The following is a 14,019-nucleotide window of genomic DNA, read 5'->3' as shown; positions in this document are numbered from 1 at the left end:
CCGCCAGCAGCCGCGCGCGCTCCACGTGCTGGTGGAAGGTGAGCACGCCCAGGTGGTGCAGGCCGAGCTCGCGCATGCGGTCGGCCGCGTGGACGACCTCGCCCTGGGTGGTCACCGGATCGGGCGCTCAGGAAGTCGTCCAGGAAGGGCCGATGGTCCGCGCAGGCCAGCCAGGTCTTCACCCGGTCCGGGGCGTGGACGCGCGGGTTGTTCCACTCCAGGGCCCAGGCGGCCTCCGCGGTGCAGCCGCGACGCGAGCAGACCGGCCGCTCGGGCCCGTCCGCGGCGGCGTGCGGGGATCGGGTGGCGGAGGCACCGGCTGCGGGGTCGAGGCGGCCGGCCGCGAGGGCGCCCAGCAGGTCCATGTCCGGCTCGCCCGGGCCCGCCCCGATCACGCGGCGCCCCGTCCGGGCAGGCCGGGACCGCCGGCGGACGAGGACCCTCGGCCCAGCGCCCGGGGCGCACGGTCGCGCGGGTCGTCCACGAGGTCGCCGGTGAGCACGACCGGCTCGGGCGCCGCCGTGTCGTCGGGGCGGGGGGCCAGGGCCGGTCCCTGGGCGGGCACGGCGCGCAGGGTGCCGGCCTGCTGCGGGCCGGTGTTGTTCACGCGCACGACGGCGACGTAGGGCAGCACGACCGCGCCGAGGATGAACCCGAGCTGCCACCAGCCGTGGGTGAAGAGCGCGGCGACGAAGCAGGCGGTGCGGAGCAGCATCTGGACCAGGTAGCCCTTCATGCGCGCCTCCCGGTCCGCGCTGCGGCCGGCGGCGGCGGTGGTGACCCCCTGGACCTCCGGTGTCGTCCCGCGCCCGGCGCGGGCGGGACGGCCGGCTCGGGAGCCGGCGGCGGAGCTGGTCATGGCGCATCCTCCTGGCACGTCGCGCCCTGCGGAGGGCCCCCGCGCGGCCGCGGACGTAGAGTGGTGGTTCACATGCCGGCGCGCCCGCCCTCGGCGGCGTCCCGCAGGACGGCGTCGACGGCGCCGCGCCGGTGCTCCAGTCTAGTCCCGTCCCGTCCGGAAGGTGTTCCCATGGCCGATCAGACCACCACGCCCGCAGCGGACGCGCAGGCCGCCGGCCGCAGCGTCCTCGTCACGGGGGGCAATCGCGGCATCGGCCTGGCCATCGCCCGGGCGTTCGCCGCGAACGGCGACCGGGTGGCCATCACCTCCCGCTCGGGGGAGGGGCCGGAGGGGGTCCTCGCGGTCCGGGCCGACGTGACGGACGCGGCCTCCGTGGACGCCGCCTTCCGCGAGGTCGAGGAGGCCCACGGCCCGGTCGAGGTGCTCGTGGCCAACGCCGGCATCACCCACGACCAGCTGCTGCTGCGCATGTCCGAGGACGACTTCACCTCGGTGATCGACACGAACCTCACCGGCGCCTTCCGCGTGGTGCAGCGCGCCACCAAGGGCATGATGCGCCTGAAGCGCGGCCGCATCGTCCTGGTCTCCTCCGTGGTGGGCCTGCTCGGCTCGCCCGGCCAGGTCAACTACGCCGCCTCCAAGTCCGGCCTCGTCGGGATGGCCCGCTCGATCACGCGCGAGCTCGGCGCGCGCGGCGTGACCGCGAACGTCGTGGCCCCCGGCTACATCGACACCGAGATGACGCAGTCCCTCGACGACGAGCTCAAGGCCCAGTACAAGACGTCCATCCCGGCCGGCCGCTTCGCCGCCCCGGAGGAGGTGGCCGGCGTCGTGCGCTGGCTGGCCTCGGACGAGGCCGCGTACATCTCCGGGGCCGTGATCCCCGTGGACGGCGGCCTGGGCATGGGCCACTGACGACCACCGACCGCTGAGCAGACAGGAAGCACAGAACATGACCGAGCAGGACCTGGCCGGACGCGGCGTCGTCGTCACCGGCTCCTCCCGCGGCATCGGAGCCGCCACCGCCGAGCTGCTGGCCGCCCGCGGTGCGGGCGTCGTGGTGAACTACCGCCAGAAGGCGCCGCGCGCGAACAAGGTGGTGCAGAGGATCGAGGACGCCGGCGGCCGTGCCGTGGCCGTGGGCGGCGACGTGACCGTCGCCGAGGATCGGGCCGCGCTGCTGGACGCCGCCGTGGAGCACTTCGGCTCGCTCGACGTGCTCGTGCTCAACGCCTCGGGCGGCATGGAGTCCCAGTTCGGCGAGGACTACGCCATGAAGCTCAACCGTGACGCCCAGGCCGCGCTGGCCGACGCCGCGCTCGAGCGCATGGGCGCCGGCGGGCAGATCGTGTTCGTGACCTCCCACCAGGCGCACTTCATCGACGAGGTCGCCACGATGGACTCCTACGAGCCCGTGGCCCGCTCCAAGCGCGCCGGCGAGGACGCCCTGCGCGAGCGCATCCCCGCGTTCACCGAGAAGGGCGTGGGCTTCGTGGTGGTCTCCGGCGACATGATCGAGGGCACCATCACCGCCACCCTGCTCGACCGCGCCGAGCCCGGTGCCATCGAGGCCCGCCGCGAGGCCGCCGGCAAGCTCTACTCCGTGGAGGAGTTCGCCGCCGAGATCGCCTCCCTCGTGGGCCGCGAGGACCTCGAGGTCGGCCACACCGAGCTCGTGGGCGGCGCCGAGGACTTCCTCGGGCAGGACTGAACCCCACCACACCCCAGACGACGAGGGCCGGATCCGTGGGATCCGGCCCTCGTGACCTCCGGGCGCGGGCGCCTCAGAGACCGAGGAGCCACCGCAGGGGGGTGAAGGAGGGCACGTCGACGACGACGTCCGCGTGCTCCCGGAGGATCGGCTTCGCGCACAGCGCCACGCCGCAGCCGGCCGCCTCGAGCAGATCGATGTCGTTGGCGCCGTCGCCCACGCCGACGGCCTGCTCGGGGGTGAGCCCCGCGTCCTCGGCCCAGGCGCGCAGCATGGCGGCCTTCGCCGCGCGGTCCACGACGTCGCCGAGCACCTTCCCCGTCAGGTGCCCGTCCCGCACCTCGAGCTCGTTGGCGCAGTAGGCGTGCACGCCCCATGCCTCGGCCAGCGGGGCGAGCACCTGGGTGAAGCCGCCGGAGACCGCGCACACCCGGCCGCCGGCCGCGGTGACGGCCTCGATCAGCGCGAGGGCTCCCTCGGTGGGCCGGATGGCCCGCACCACGTCCGCCACGACGCCCACGGGCAGCCCCGCGAGCGCCTCGACGCGCGCGTGCAGCGAGGCGGCGAAGTCGAGCTCGCCGCGCATCGCCCGCTCCGTCACCTCAGCGACCTCGGCCTCGCGGCCGGCGTGGGCGGCGAGCAGCTCGATGACCTCCTGCCGGATCAGCGTGGAGTCCACGTCCGTCACCACGAGGGGCGCCGGCACAGCGGCGACCGCCGCCGGCAGCGTGAGCACGTCCCACCCGGAGCCCGGCTCCGGGGCCGCCGCCCACTCGTCCGCGGCGAAGCGCCAGCCCCGCAGGCCGTCGTCGGCGAGCCGTTCGGCGTCGTCGGGCACGCCGGCCGGGGGCGCGTCCGTGACGAGGAGGGCGGGGTCGGCGGTGACGACGAGGCGGCGCAGGGTGCTCATGCGCGGCATCCTAGGTGGCGGTGTGGGCGCGGCCGGGCGTGCGTCGCATCGGCGACGCGCCGGCCGGCCGGACTAGGCTGGCCCCCATGACCACCCCCGCGCCTCCCGACGACTGGTTCCTCCCGGATGAGGACGCCGTGCTGCAGATGCGCCGCGTGCGCGTGCGCCGCGGCACCACCGACATCCTCGGCCCCCTGGACTGGACGGTCCGCGCGGGGCAGCGGTGGATCGTGATGGGCCCGAACGGCGCCGGCAAGTCGACGCTGCTCCAGCTGGCCGCGGCCCGCCTGCACCCGACCGCCGGCGACGTCGGCGTGCTGGACGAGGTGCTCGGCGCCGTCGACGTGTTCGAGCTGCGCCCGCGCATCGGCCTGTCCTCCGCCCAGCTCGCCGCCCAGGTGCCCGCGAACGAGACCGTGCAGGACGCCGTCGTCACCGCCGCCTACGGGATCACCGGCACGTGGCGCGAGCGGTACGAGACGGAGGATCGCGCCCGCGCGCTCGGCCTCGTGGCGACCTGGGGGCTCTCCCGCCTCGCGCACCGCGCGTTCGGCACCCTCTCCGACGGTGAGCGCAAGCGCGTGCTCATCGCCCGCGCCCTGATGACCGACCCCGAGCTGCTCCTGCTGGACGAGCCCGCCGCGGGCCTGGACCTCGCCGGGCGGGAGGACCTCGTGCGCCAGCTGACGGCGCTCGCCACGGACGAGGACGCGCCCGCGCTGGTCCTCGTCACGCACCACCTCGAGGAGGTGCCCCCGGGCTTCACGCACGCCCTGCTGCTGCGGGACGGCGGCGTCGTGGCGGCCGGGCCCATCGAGTCGACGCTCACCGAGGAGCACCTCTCCGCGGCGTTCGGCACGGACCTGAAGGTGACGCGCACCGGCGGTCGGTACACCGCCGTGGCCCGGTGACGGCGCTGCTGACCGCGCAGCTGCTGGGCATGGACCTGTGGCAGGTCCTGCTCGTGCTGCTCGCGGGGTTCTGGGCCGGCACGATCAACTCGGTGATCGGCTCGGGCACGCTCGTCACCTTCCCGACGCTCGTGGCGGTCGGCTTCCCGCCCGTGACGGCCCAGGTCTCCAACGCGATGGGCCTGGTGGCCTCGGGCTTCTCCGGCACGTACGGGTACCGCCGCGAGCTGGCCCAGTCCCGGGCGCTCCTGCCGAAGCTGACCGTCGCGTCCCTGCTCGGCGGGGTCATCGGCGCCGCCCTGCTCACCACGCTGCCCCCGGCCGTGTTCGGCTACGTCGCGCCGGTGCTGCTCGTGGTGGCCCTGACGGTCGTGGTGCTGCAGCCGCGCATCCAGGGGTGGGTCCGGCGTCGGGCGGAGGACCAGGGGCCGACCCCCGGCGCGGACTCTCCCGTGCCGGTGGGCCCCGTGACCCCGACGCTGTGGACGCTCGTGTTCCTGACCGGCATCTACGGCGGCTACTTCGTGGCCGCCCAGGGCGTCATGCTCATGGCGATCTTCGGCGTGCTGCTGGTGGGCGGCACCCTCGTGCACGCCAACGCGGTGAAGACGTGGCTGTCGCTGGTGGTCAACCTCACCGCCGCCGCGTTCTACCTGGTCTTCGCCTTCGACCGCATCGACTGGCGGGCCGTCCTGTTGATCGCGCTCTCCTCGCTCGTGGGCGGGCTCGTGGGGGCGCGGATCGGGCGGCGCATCTCGCCGACGGCGCTGCGCGTCACCATCGTGATCGTGGGCCTGGCCGGGCTGGTGGTCATGGTGATGCGGCAGGTCTCGGGTGGGTGAGGGCAGGGCCCGCGAGGTGCGCCTGGAGCGGATCGAGGACCTCGCGGACCCCCGCCTGGCCCCCTACACGACCATGACGGACGCGGCGCTGCGCCGTCGCGTCGACGCCGAGCACGGCGTCTTCCTCGCCGAGTCCTCCCAGGTGGTCCGCCGCGCACTGGACGCCGGACACACCCCGCGCTCCTTCCTGCTGGGGGACCGCTACCGCGGGTCCTTCGCGGACGTGCTCGCCGCCCATCCGGACGTCCCGGTCTTCACCGGACCCGACGACGTGCTCGAGGCCCTCACCGGCTTCCACCTGCACCGCGGCGCCCTGGCCGCGATGGACCGCCCCGCGCCCCGGCCGCTCGCCGACGTCCTCGCGGGCGCCCGGCGCGTGCTCATCGCCGAGGACCTCGTGGACCACACGAACCTGGGCGCCGTGGTGCGCTCCGCCGTCGCCCTCGGCTGGGACGCACTGCTGCTCACCCCTCAGGCCGCCGACCCGCTCTACCGGCGCGCCATCCGCGTCTCGATGGGCACGGTGTTCCGCCTGCCGTGGGCGCGCCTGCCCGGTCCGGTCGCCCAGTCGCTGCCCGCGCTGCGGGCGGCCGGGTTCGCGGTGGCCGCCCTCGAGGTGACGGAGCGGGCCGTGGGCCTGGACTCCGCCCGGATCGAGCCGCTGCGGACCGCCGAGCGTCTGGCCCTCATCCTCGGCCAGGAGGGGCCGGGGGTCCGGCCCGAGACCCTCGCCCAGACCGACGCCGACGTCGTCATCCCCATGCCCGCCGGCGTCGACTCGCTGAACGTGGCCGCGGCCGCGGCGGTCGCGCTGTGGGAGCTGCGCGCGCGCTGACCGGCCCGGGTGCGGTAGAGTGGGCGGCTGGCCCGCCCTCCGGCGGACCCCCTGACCACACCTCTCGCGCCCCTGGTCCCAATCAGGCGGCTGAAACGAAGGATGCACCATGAAGTCTGAGATCCACCCGGATTACCGCTACGTCATCTTCAACGACCTCGCCTCCGGTGAGAAGATCCTCACCCGCACCACCGCGAACTCCGACAAGACCGCGGAGTGGACCGATGGCAACACCTACCCGGTGATCGACGTCGAGATCTCGGCCGCCTCGCACCCGTTCTACACGGGCAAGCAGCGCATCATGGACACCGCCGGCCGCGTCGAGCGCTTCAACGCCCGCTTCAAGGGCTTCGGCGGCAAGAAGTGACCGCGGCGGCCTGAGCCGCACGCCCACCACGACGACGGGCCCCGCGCCCCCGGAGCGATCCGGGCGGTGCGGGGCCCGTCGCGTCGCCCGTAGGCTGACGGGCATGACGACTCTCCACGGTGAATACAAGGTGATCGGCGGCAAGCTGGTCGCGGCGGACCTGAGCCTCGCGGACGGCCGGATCGCGACCGCGAGCATCAACGGCGACTTCTTCCTCGAGCCGGATGAGGCGCTCGAGGACCTCAACGCGGCGGTGGCCGGGCTGTCCGCGGACGCCGAGCACCGCGTCATCCGGGAGGCCGTCGAGCGGGGTCTGCGACCCGAGGCCGAGCTGTTCGGCGTGGACGCCTTCGCGGTGGCCTCGGCCGTGCGTCGGGCCCTCGGCAAGGCGACCACGTGGGGGGACCACGAGTGGGAGGTCATCGGGCCGGAGCCGATGCCGATCGCGCTCACCGTGGCCCTGGACGAGGTGCTCACCCGGCAGGTGGCCGAGGGACGTCGCAAGCCGACCATGCGCCTGTGGCAGTGGAACGAGCCGGCCGTGGTGATCGGCGCCTTCCAGTCGCTCGCCAACGAGGTGGACCCCGAGGGGGCGCGGCGGCACGGCATCAACGTGGTGCGGCGGATCTCCGGCGGCGGCGCGATGTTCATGGAGGCGGACAACTGCGTCACGTACTCGATGCACGTCCCGTCGTCGCTGGTCGACGGGCTGGAGACGGCGGAGACCTACCCGTTCCTGGACGAGTGGACCATGGACGCGCTCTCCCGACTCGGCGTGCACGCGTTCTACCAGCCGCTCAACGACATCGCCACGGACCAGGGGAAGATCGGCGGCGCCGCGCAGAAGCGGGTGGGCACGGCCGGGCTGCTGCACCACGTGACGATGAGCTACGACATCGACGCGGACAAGATGCTCGAGGTGCTGCGCATCGGCCGGGAGAAGCTGCGCGGCAAGGGCGTGACCTCGGCGAAGAAGCGCGTGGACCCGCTCCGGCGCCAGACCGGCGTCTCCCGCGCCGAGATCTGGGAGACCATGATGACCACCTTCGAGGAGCGCTACGGCGCCCGCCGCGTCGAGCTGGACGAGGCCACCCGTGAGGAGGCCGAGCAGCTGGCCCGCACCAAGTTCGCGACCCCGGAGTGGACCGCGCGGGTGCCCTGAGCCGCCTGACGGCGTCCCGGCACCGTCCGGCACGCTTCCGTCCGGGGGCGGTTTGCGGTGGTATTCGACGTGAATACCGCCCGAAACCGCCCCCGACGCGTCGAGGTGTGGCGGGGCGGCTCTGTCAGGATCGGACCATGACCCCCGACGACGACGCCCCCGTCCGCCTGATCGCCCGCTCCGACGCCCCGGGGCGCCCACGGTCGACCGTGGACGTCCACTGCGCCCTCGAGCTGGAGCTGGCCTCCGGCCGCCGCGTGCCTCTGCTCACGGACCGCGGCTGGACGAGCCGGGCGGCGGCCGCACGCCTGCCCAGGAGGAGACGCGACACTGGGACGCGCTGGCAGCGGTCGCGGCCGAGGCCGGGGTGCCGGTGGGTGCCGCAACGTTGCGCGAGCTGCCGCTGGTGGGGGAGACCTCGCCCGAGCTGGCCGCCCTCGTGGACCGGGCGCACCGCGAGGCCCGCGCCCTGAACCGGCTGCTCGGCGTCCACCCGCTGGCCCTCGGCACGGTCGCGCCGGCCGACGTGCTGGGCGCCGACGCGACCGCCGCGCTGCGGACCGGGCTGGCCGCGGGACTCGGCGTCGCGCCGACGGCGTGGGAGGACCCGGGCGTCGTGCTCGCGCCCGCCGCGGACGCCGACCCGGAGCTGCTGCACGTGGTCCTGCTCCACACGACCGCGGTGGTCGCCGGGCCACCCGCACTCGTGGCCCGCCTCGCGGACGCCGACGTCTCCGACCTGCTCGACGACGCCTCCCTCGGCGCGCACCTGCGCGGCCCGGTGGAGGACGTGTCGGCGGCCTGGCTCCACGCGGCCGACCGGCAGGCGCTGTCTCTCGACCCGGACGGCGGGGCCGCGCACGTGGCGCGCCACGCCGAACTGACGGCCGTGCTGGAGACGCGGCCCGTCGTCGTCGAGCGGGTGGGGATGCGCGACCGGGACGCCCAGCGCGCCGCCGACGCCGTGGGCCTGCGCCGGGTGGGCCGGGAACGCGTGCTCCGCGTCGCCGCGCCCTGAGCTGGAATGGTCACGACACGCCGTCTCGCCCGAGGGGAGGCGGCGTGTCGTGACCACTCTGCGCGGGAGGACTTACCGCTCAGCCCGCCGGCTGCGCCGCCTGCACGCGCAGGGACCGCCGCAGGGCGTCCGTGTGCTCCACGACCAGGCGCCGCAGGGCCCCCGGGGCGTCGGGGTGCTCGTCCAGCCAGCGCTGGGCCGCGGCCAGCGTCGGGTGCGACTCCTGCGCGTCCGCGTCGCCGGCCACCGCGTCCTGGCGGCCCGGGAACAGCCCGCCGATCGCGCGCGAGGCCAGCCCGTTGGACCGCGAGGCCCACACCGAGGTCAGGCGCGGCCAGAAGCCGGACTCGTAGGGGGCGAGGAGCTCGACCTCCCCCGCGGCGAAGCCGGCCGCCGTGGCCGAGAGCAGGTCGTTGGACAGCTCCGTGCCGGTGGCCGTGCGGCCGGACATGACCGCCTCCCACGCCGCGGCCTTGACCTCGGCCTCGGGGCGGGCGGCCGCGGCGAGGCGGTGCCATGTGACCGTCTGGGCGGTGCGGCAGGCCTCGAGCTCCGCGTCCAGGCGGTCCTGGTCGGCCCGGCCGGTCGCGGCGAGGGCCTGGAGCACGAGCCAGCGCAGCTCCGCGTCGATCGCCAGGCCCGGCGCCGGCGTCGCCGCGTCCTCGCCGAGCAGGGCGGCCTCGAGGGCCGCGGCCATCCCGACGTCCGCCCGCGCCAGCGTCGCCCACGTGCGGGCCGCGGTGCGCTGGCGGTCGGAGCCGGCCTCGAGCGTGCGGGTCTGCTCGGCCAGGACCCCGCCCAGCCGGGCCCGCAGCGCGCCCCGGTCCTCGGCGCGGGCGTACTGGCCCACGGCCGCGGCGGCCTGCGCCAGCACCTGCGCGTGCACGCCCACGGTCGCGATCCGCGCGGACAGCGTCGCCACCGCGTCCAGGAACCGGGCGACCGGCAGCTCGCCGTCGCGGGTCATCGACCACAGGGCGGCCCATACGGTGGCCTCCGCGAGCGGGTCCGCGATGGGGTGCGTCAGGGCCGCGCGCAGCGAGCCCGCGTCGAGCGCGACGGCGGCGTAGGTGAGGTCCTCGTCGTTGGGCAGCACGAGGCGGACGCCCCCGGGGACCTCGAGGTCCGGCAGGGGCACGGCCGCGCCCTCCGCCCCACCCGGCACGTCGGCGGTGACCTGGGCGGTGCGGCGCAGGACGCCGTCCTGCCCGGGCGTGAAGACGCCGACCTTCAGCACGTGCGGGCGGAGGATTGGCCCGCCCGTGACCGGGTCCGCGCCCTCCTGGCGCAGCACCGGGGCGTCGCCGTCGACGTCGACCCGCAGCCGGGGCACTCCGGAGGTGTGCAGCCACGCGTCCGCCCACGCGCGCATGTCCCGCCCCGAGGCGGCCTCGAGGACCGCCATGAAGTCGGCGAGGGAGGCGTTGCCCCACGCGTGGGCGGCGAAGTAGCGGTGTGCGGCGTCGAGGAACGCGTCACGGCCCACGTAGGCGGCCAGCTGCTTGAGCACGGAGGCGCCCTTGGCGTAGGTGATGCCGTCGAAGTTCTGACGGGCGGCCTCGAGGTCGACGATGTCCGCGACGATGGGGTGCGTCGTCGGCATCTGGTCCTGCACGTACGCCCAGGCCTTGCGGCGGGACGCGAAGGTCACCCACGCGGTCCGGAAGTCGGTGGCCTCGTCCACGCCGAGGGCGCCCATGTAGTCCGCGAACGACTCCTTGAGCCACAGGTCGTCCCACCAGTGCATCGTCACGAGGTCGCCGAACCACATGTGCGCCATCTCGTGCAGGATCACGTTGGCCCGACCCTCGTACTGGACCGCGGTGGCCCGCGAGGTGAACACGAAGTCCTCGGTGAAGGTCACGAGGCCCGGGTTCTCCATGGCGCCGAGGTTGTACTCGGGCACGAACGCCTGGTCGTACTTGCCCCACGGGTACGCGACGCCGAAGAGGTCGTGGAAGAACGTCAGCCCCCGCTTCGTCACGTCGAACACGGCCTCGGGGTCGAACGCGTCGGCCATCGTGCGCCGGGTGAACAGCCGCAGCGGCACGGCCCGCGCGCCGCTGGCCGGGTGACCGTCCCAGGCGTCCTCCCACTGCGCATAGGGGCCGGCGAGCAGCGTCGTGATGTAGGTGGACTGGGGGAGCGTCGGGGCGAACTCCACCCGGACGACACCGTCCCCGGCAGGCGTCCGGGACACCTCCGGCCGGTTCGAGGCCAGCACCCAGTCCTCGGGTCCGGTGAGGGAGAAGGTGAAGGCGGCCTTGAGGTCCGGCTGCTCGAAGTCCGGGAACACGCGGCGCGCGTCGGCGGGCTCGTACTGGGTGTAGAGGTAGACCTCGCCGTCGGCGGGGTCCGTGAAGCGGTGCAGGCCCTCGCCCGACCGGGAGTACACGGACCGGCCGACCAGCTCGACCACGTTCTGCGCCGCCAGGTCGGGCAGCAGGACCCGGGCCTGGCCCACGACCTCGGCCACGTCCAGCGCCGTGCCGTTGAGGGTCACCGACTCCACGCCGCCGTGGATCCAGTCCAGGTGGGTCTGCGTGCCGGGCTCCGCGCACGCGAAGCGGATCACGGTGCGGACCGGATAGGTGTCGGCCGCGGCGTCCCGGGCGTCGGAGAGGTCCACGTCCACGACGTAGTCCTGCACCGTGAGCAGGCGGGAGCGGTCCGCGGCCTCAGCGCGGGTGACGTTGGTGGCGTCGAGGTCGGGGGTGGTGTCGGTCAAGGCGAGCCTCCGGTCGGGGATCCAGCGGGGACGGCGACGCGCGGACACACCGGGGCGTGCCCGCGCGTCGGCGGTGGTCCGGGGCCGGCGGCCCGGGGCCGCGTCAGTGCGGCGTCGGGACGGGCTGGCCCTTGGAGAGCACCGTCAGCCCGGATTCTGTCACGGTGTAGCCGTTCGCCTCGTCCTCCGCCCGGTCGAAGCCGATGCGCGCGCCCGGGGGCACGACCACGTTCTTGTCCAGGATCGCGTTGCGCACGTGGGCCCCCTCGCCGATCACGACGGAGTCCAGCAGCACCGACTGCTCCACCCACGCCTCGTTGTGCACGCGCACGTCCGTGGAGAGCACGGACTGGGCCACGGTGCCGCCGGAGATGACCACGCCCTGGGAGAGGATCGAGTCGTTCGCCGAGCCGGGGCGGCGGGTGGACGAGCGCACGAGCTTGGCGGGCGGGGAGACGGACTGGCGGGTGTAGAGCGGCCACTCGCGGTTGTAGAGGTTGAACTCCGGCCACGGCTGCACCAGGTCCATGTGCGCGTCGTAGTAGGAGTCCAGGGTGCCGACGTCCCGCCAGTAGTGCTTGCCGGCCGTGCCGCCGGGCACCTCGTTGGCGGTGAAGTCGTACACCCCGGCCTCGCCGCGCTCCACGAACAGCGGGATGATGTCCCCGCCCATGTCGTTGTTCGACTCGGGGTTCTCCTCGTCCTGGTTCAGCGCCGCCACGAGGGCGTCCGTGTCGAACACGTAGTTGCCCATCGACGCCAGGAACTGCGTGGGGTCGTCCGGCAGGCCGGGGGTCGTCTCCGGCTTCTCCACGAACGCCGAGATCCGCGTCCTGTCCTGCGGGTCCGTCTCGATCACCCCGAACGAGGAGGCCAGCTCGAGCGGCTGGCGCACCGCGGCCACGGTCGCCTTGGCGCCCGAGGCGATGTGCTGGTCCACCATCTGCTGGAAGTCCATGTGGTAGACGTGGTCCGCGCCGATGACGACGACGATGTCCGGCCGTGCGTCGTGGATCAGGTTCATGGACTGGTAGATGGCGTTCGCGCTGCCCGTGAACCAGTCCTTGCCCCGGCGCTGCTGCGCCGGCACGGAGGCCACGTAGTTGTTCAGCAGCGTGGACATCCGCCACGTCTCGGAGATGTGGCGGTCCAGCGAGTGCGACTTGTACTGCGTCAGCACCACGATCTCGCGGTACCGGCTGTTGACCAGGTTGGAGAGCGCGAAGTCGATGAGGCGGTACGTGCCGCCGAACGGGACGGCCGGTTTGGCGCGGTCGGCCGTCAGCGGCATCAGGCGCTTGCCCTCACCGCCCGCCAGCACGACCGAGAGGACCTTCTTCTGCACCATCTGCGTCACTCCTCGTGAGCCGGGTCGTCGCGACCCGCACGCGTGCTCTGGGCGTGCGGGGCATCCGTGCCGCCAGACTATCGACCCCCGCCGGGCTGAACTAGGTTGGGGGCGTGCGCATCGACATCGTGAGCAAAGAGTTCCCCCCGTCCATCTACGGCGGTGCCGGCGTCCACGTCGCCGAGCTGACCCGTGTCCTGGCCTCCCGTGCCGACGTCCGGGTGCACGCCTTCGGCGAGCCGCGCGACCCCGACTACCACGGGGCGCGCGTCCTCACGTACCCGAACCCGCCCGGGTTCGACGCCGCCAACGGGGCCGTGCAGACCCTGGCCACCGACCTCACGATCCTCGGCGACCTCGAGGGCGCCGACGTCATCCACTCCCACACCTGGTACGCCAACCTGGCCGGCCACCTCGGCAAGCTCCTGCACGAGGCCCCCCACGTCCTCTCCGCGCACTCCCTCGAGCCGCTGCGCCCCTGGAAGGCGGAGCAGCTCGGCGGCGGCTACGCCCTGTCCAGCTGGGCCGAGCGCACGGCCTACCTCGGGGCGGACGCGGTCATCGCGGTCTCGGACGGCATGCGCCGGGACATCCTGGCCTGCTACCCGGACGTGGACCCGGCGAAGGTGCACACGGTCCACAACGGCATCGACACGCAGGTCTGGACCCCGCAGACCGGCACCGCCGCACTGGAGAAGCACGGGATCGACCCGGACAAGCCCTCCGTCGCGTTCGTCGGCCGCATCACGCGCCAGAAGGGCGTGCCGCACCTGCTCCGTGCGGCCCTGCGGCTGCCGGAGGACGTCCAGCTCGTGCTGTGCGTCGGCGCCCCGGACACCGCGGAGCTGGCGCACGAGGTCAACGGGCTGATCGCCGAGCTGCGGCGCACCCGCCAGGGCGTCGTCGTGATCGAGGGGATGATCCCGCGCCACGAGGTGATGGAGATCCTCACGGCCGCCACCGTGTTCGCCTGCCCCTCGGTCTATGAGCCGCTGGGCATCGTCAACCTCGAGGCGATGGCGTGCGGCACCGCCGTCGTCGCCTCCGCCGTGGGCGGCATCCCGGAGGTCGTGCAGGACGGCGAGACCGGCCTGCTCGTCCCCTTCGAGCAGGTCGACGACGGCACGGGGGCGCCCGTGGACGAGGAGGGGTTCGCCGCCGACTTCGCGGCCGCGCTCACCCGCGTCGTGGAGGACCCGGAGCGCGCCCGTGCGATGGGTGAGGCCGGCCGGGCCCGTGCGATCGAGCACTTCTCGTGGGAGACCATCGCGGAGCGCACGATCGAGGTCTACGAGGCCGTGCTGCGCTGAGCCCGCCCGGCCACG

13 protein-coding genes are annotated in these 14,019 nt (G+C 74.3%); 9 read left to right on the top strand and 4 right to left on the bottom strand.

The features are described from left to right. Window positions 1–391: 391 nt before the first annotated feature. Entirely contained in the window at window positions 392–859 is a 468-nt protein-coding gene (locus FLM69_RS02555) for a DUF3099 domain-containing protein (protein ID WP_141842924.1), read from the bottom strand. Between the two features lie 171 nt (window positions 860–1,030). Here FLM69_RS02555 and FLM69_RS02550 point away from each other — a divergent pair, with 171 nt between their 5' ends. Together FLM69_RS02550 and FLM69_RS02545 are read left to right on the top strand one after the other, a co-directional pair. Then, the gene (locus FLM69_RS02550; protein ID WP_002855336.1) at window positions 1,031–1,777 is read left to right on the top strand and encodes a beta-ketoacyl-ACP reductase; all 747 of its coding nucleotides are present in this window, start codon (window positions 1,031–1,033) and stop codon (window positions 1,775–1,777) included. Window positions 1,778–1,814: 37 nt separating this feature from the next. Further along, window positions 1,815–2,573 (top strand): SDR family oxidoreductase, encoded by a 759-nt coding sequence (locus tag FLM69_RS02545; protein WP_141842922.1) that lies wholly within the window; start codon window positions 1,815–1,817, stop codon window positions 2,571–2,573. A 73-nt stretch (window positions 2,574–2,646) separates the two neighbouring features. Here the strand turns inward: FLM69_RS02545 and serB are convergent, their stop codons facing one another. Continuing rightward, on the bottom strand, window positions 2,647–3,483 hold the full coding sequence (serB, locus tag FLM69_RS02540) for a phosphoserine phosphatase SerB (protein ID WP_141842920.1): 837 nt from the start codon (window positions 3,481–3,483) through the stop codon (window positions 2,647–2,649). A gap of 86 nt (window positions 3,484–3,569) precedes the next feature. Here serB and FLM69_RS02535 point away from each other — a divergent pair, with 86 nt between their 5' ends. The 6 genes from FLM69_RS02535 to FLM69_RS02510 all read left to right on the top strand — a co-directional run bounded on the left by FLM69_RS02535 (window position 3,570) and on the right by FLM69_RS02510 (window position 8,618). Next, window positions 3,570–4,394, top strand: a complete 825-nt coding sequence (locus FLM69_RS02535; protein WP_052520061.1) for an ABC transporter ATP-binding protein — start codon at window positions 3,570–3,572, stop codon at window positions 4,392–4,394. Next, the gene (locus tag FLM69_RS02530; RefSeq protein WP_141842919.1) at window positions 4,391–5,236 is read left to right on the top strand and encodes a sulfite exporter TauE/SafE family protein; all 846 of its coding nucleotides are present in this window, start codon (window positions 4,391–4,393) and stop codon (window positions 5,234–5,236) included. Before FLM69_RS02535 ends, FLM69_RS02530 begins: the two co-directional genes overlap by 4 nt. After that, the gene (locus FLM69_RS02525) at window positions 5,229–6,071 is read left to right on the top strand and encodes an RNA methyltransferase (protein WP_141842917.1); all 843 of its coding nucleotides are present in this window, start codon (window positions 5,229–5,231) and stop codon (window positions 6,069–6,071) included. The genes FLM69_RS02530 and FLM69_RS02525 overlap by 8 nt, the downstream gene beginning before the upstream one ends. Before the next feature lie 109 nt (window positions 6,072–6,180). Beyond that, window positions 6,181–6,438: a type B 50S ribosomal protein L31 gene (locus tag FLM69_RS02520; RefSeq protein WP_002855042.1), complete on the top strand. Its 258-nt coding sequence runs from the start codon at window positions 6,181–6,183 to the stop codon at window positions 6,436–6,438. Window positions 6,439–6,541: 103 nt separating this feature from the next. Continuing rightward, window positions 6,542–7,600, top strand: coding sequence for a biotin/lipoate A/B protein ligase family protein (locus tag FLM69_RS02515; RefSeq protein ID WP_041103829.1), 1,059 nt, complete (start codon window positions 6,542–6,544; stop codon window positions 7,598–7,600). Window positions 7,601–7,973: 373 nt separating this feature from the next. Then, on the top strand, window positions 7,974–8,618 hold the full coding sequence (locus tag FLM69_RS02510; RefSeq protein ID WP_223247538.1) for a hypothetical protein: 645 nt from the start codon (window positions 7,974–7,976) through the stop codon (window positions 8,616–8,618). Between the two features lie 79 nt (window positions 8,619–8,697). Here FLM69_RS02510 and pepN read toward each other — a convergent pair whose 3' ends face one another. Continuing rightward, window positions 8,698–11,346: an aminopeptidase N gene (gene pepN / locus FLM69_RS02505; RefSeq protein WP_141842915.1), complete on the bottom strand. Its 2,649-nt coding sequence runs from the start codon at window positions 11,344–11,346 to the stop codon at window positions 8,698–8,700. A 103-nt stretch (window positions 11,347–11,449) separates the two neighbouring features. Beyond that, the gene (gene glgC / locus FLM69_RS02500) at window positions 11,450–12,694 is read right to left on the bottom strand and encodes a glucose-1-phosphate adenylyltransferase (RefSeq protein ID WP_069941300.1); all 1,245 of its coding nucleotides are present in this window, start codon (window positions 12,692–12,694) and stop codon (window positions 11,450–11,452) included. 113 nt (window positions 12,695–12,807) lie between these two features. On the opposite strand from glgC, the gene glgA reads away from it, so the two are divergent. Further along, window positions 12,808–14,004, top strand: coding sequence for a glycogen synthase (gene glgA / locus FLM69_RS02495; RefSeq protein ID WP_141842914.1), 1,197 nt, complete (start codon window positions 12,808–12,810; stop codon window positions 14,002–14,004). Window positions 14,005–14,019 lie beyond the last annotated feature (15 nt).

This window comes from Micrococcus sp. R8502A1, from assembly GCF_006704135.1.
GTDB classification, from domain to species: Bacteria; Actinomycetota; Actinomycetes; order Actinomycetales; family Micrococcaceae; genus Micrococcus; species Micrococcus luteus.
This window is presented reverse-complemented; position numbering and strand designations above follow the sequence as displayed.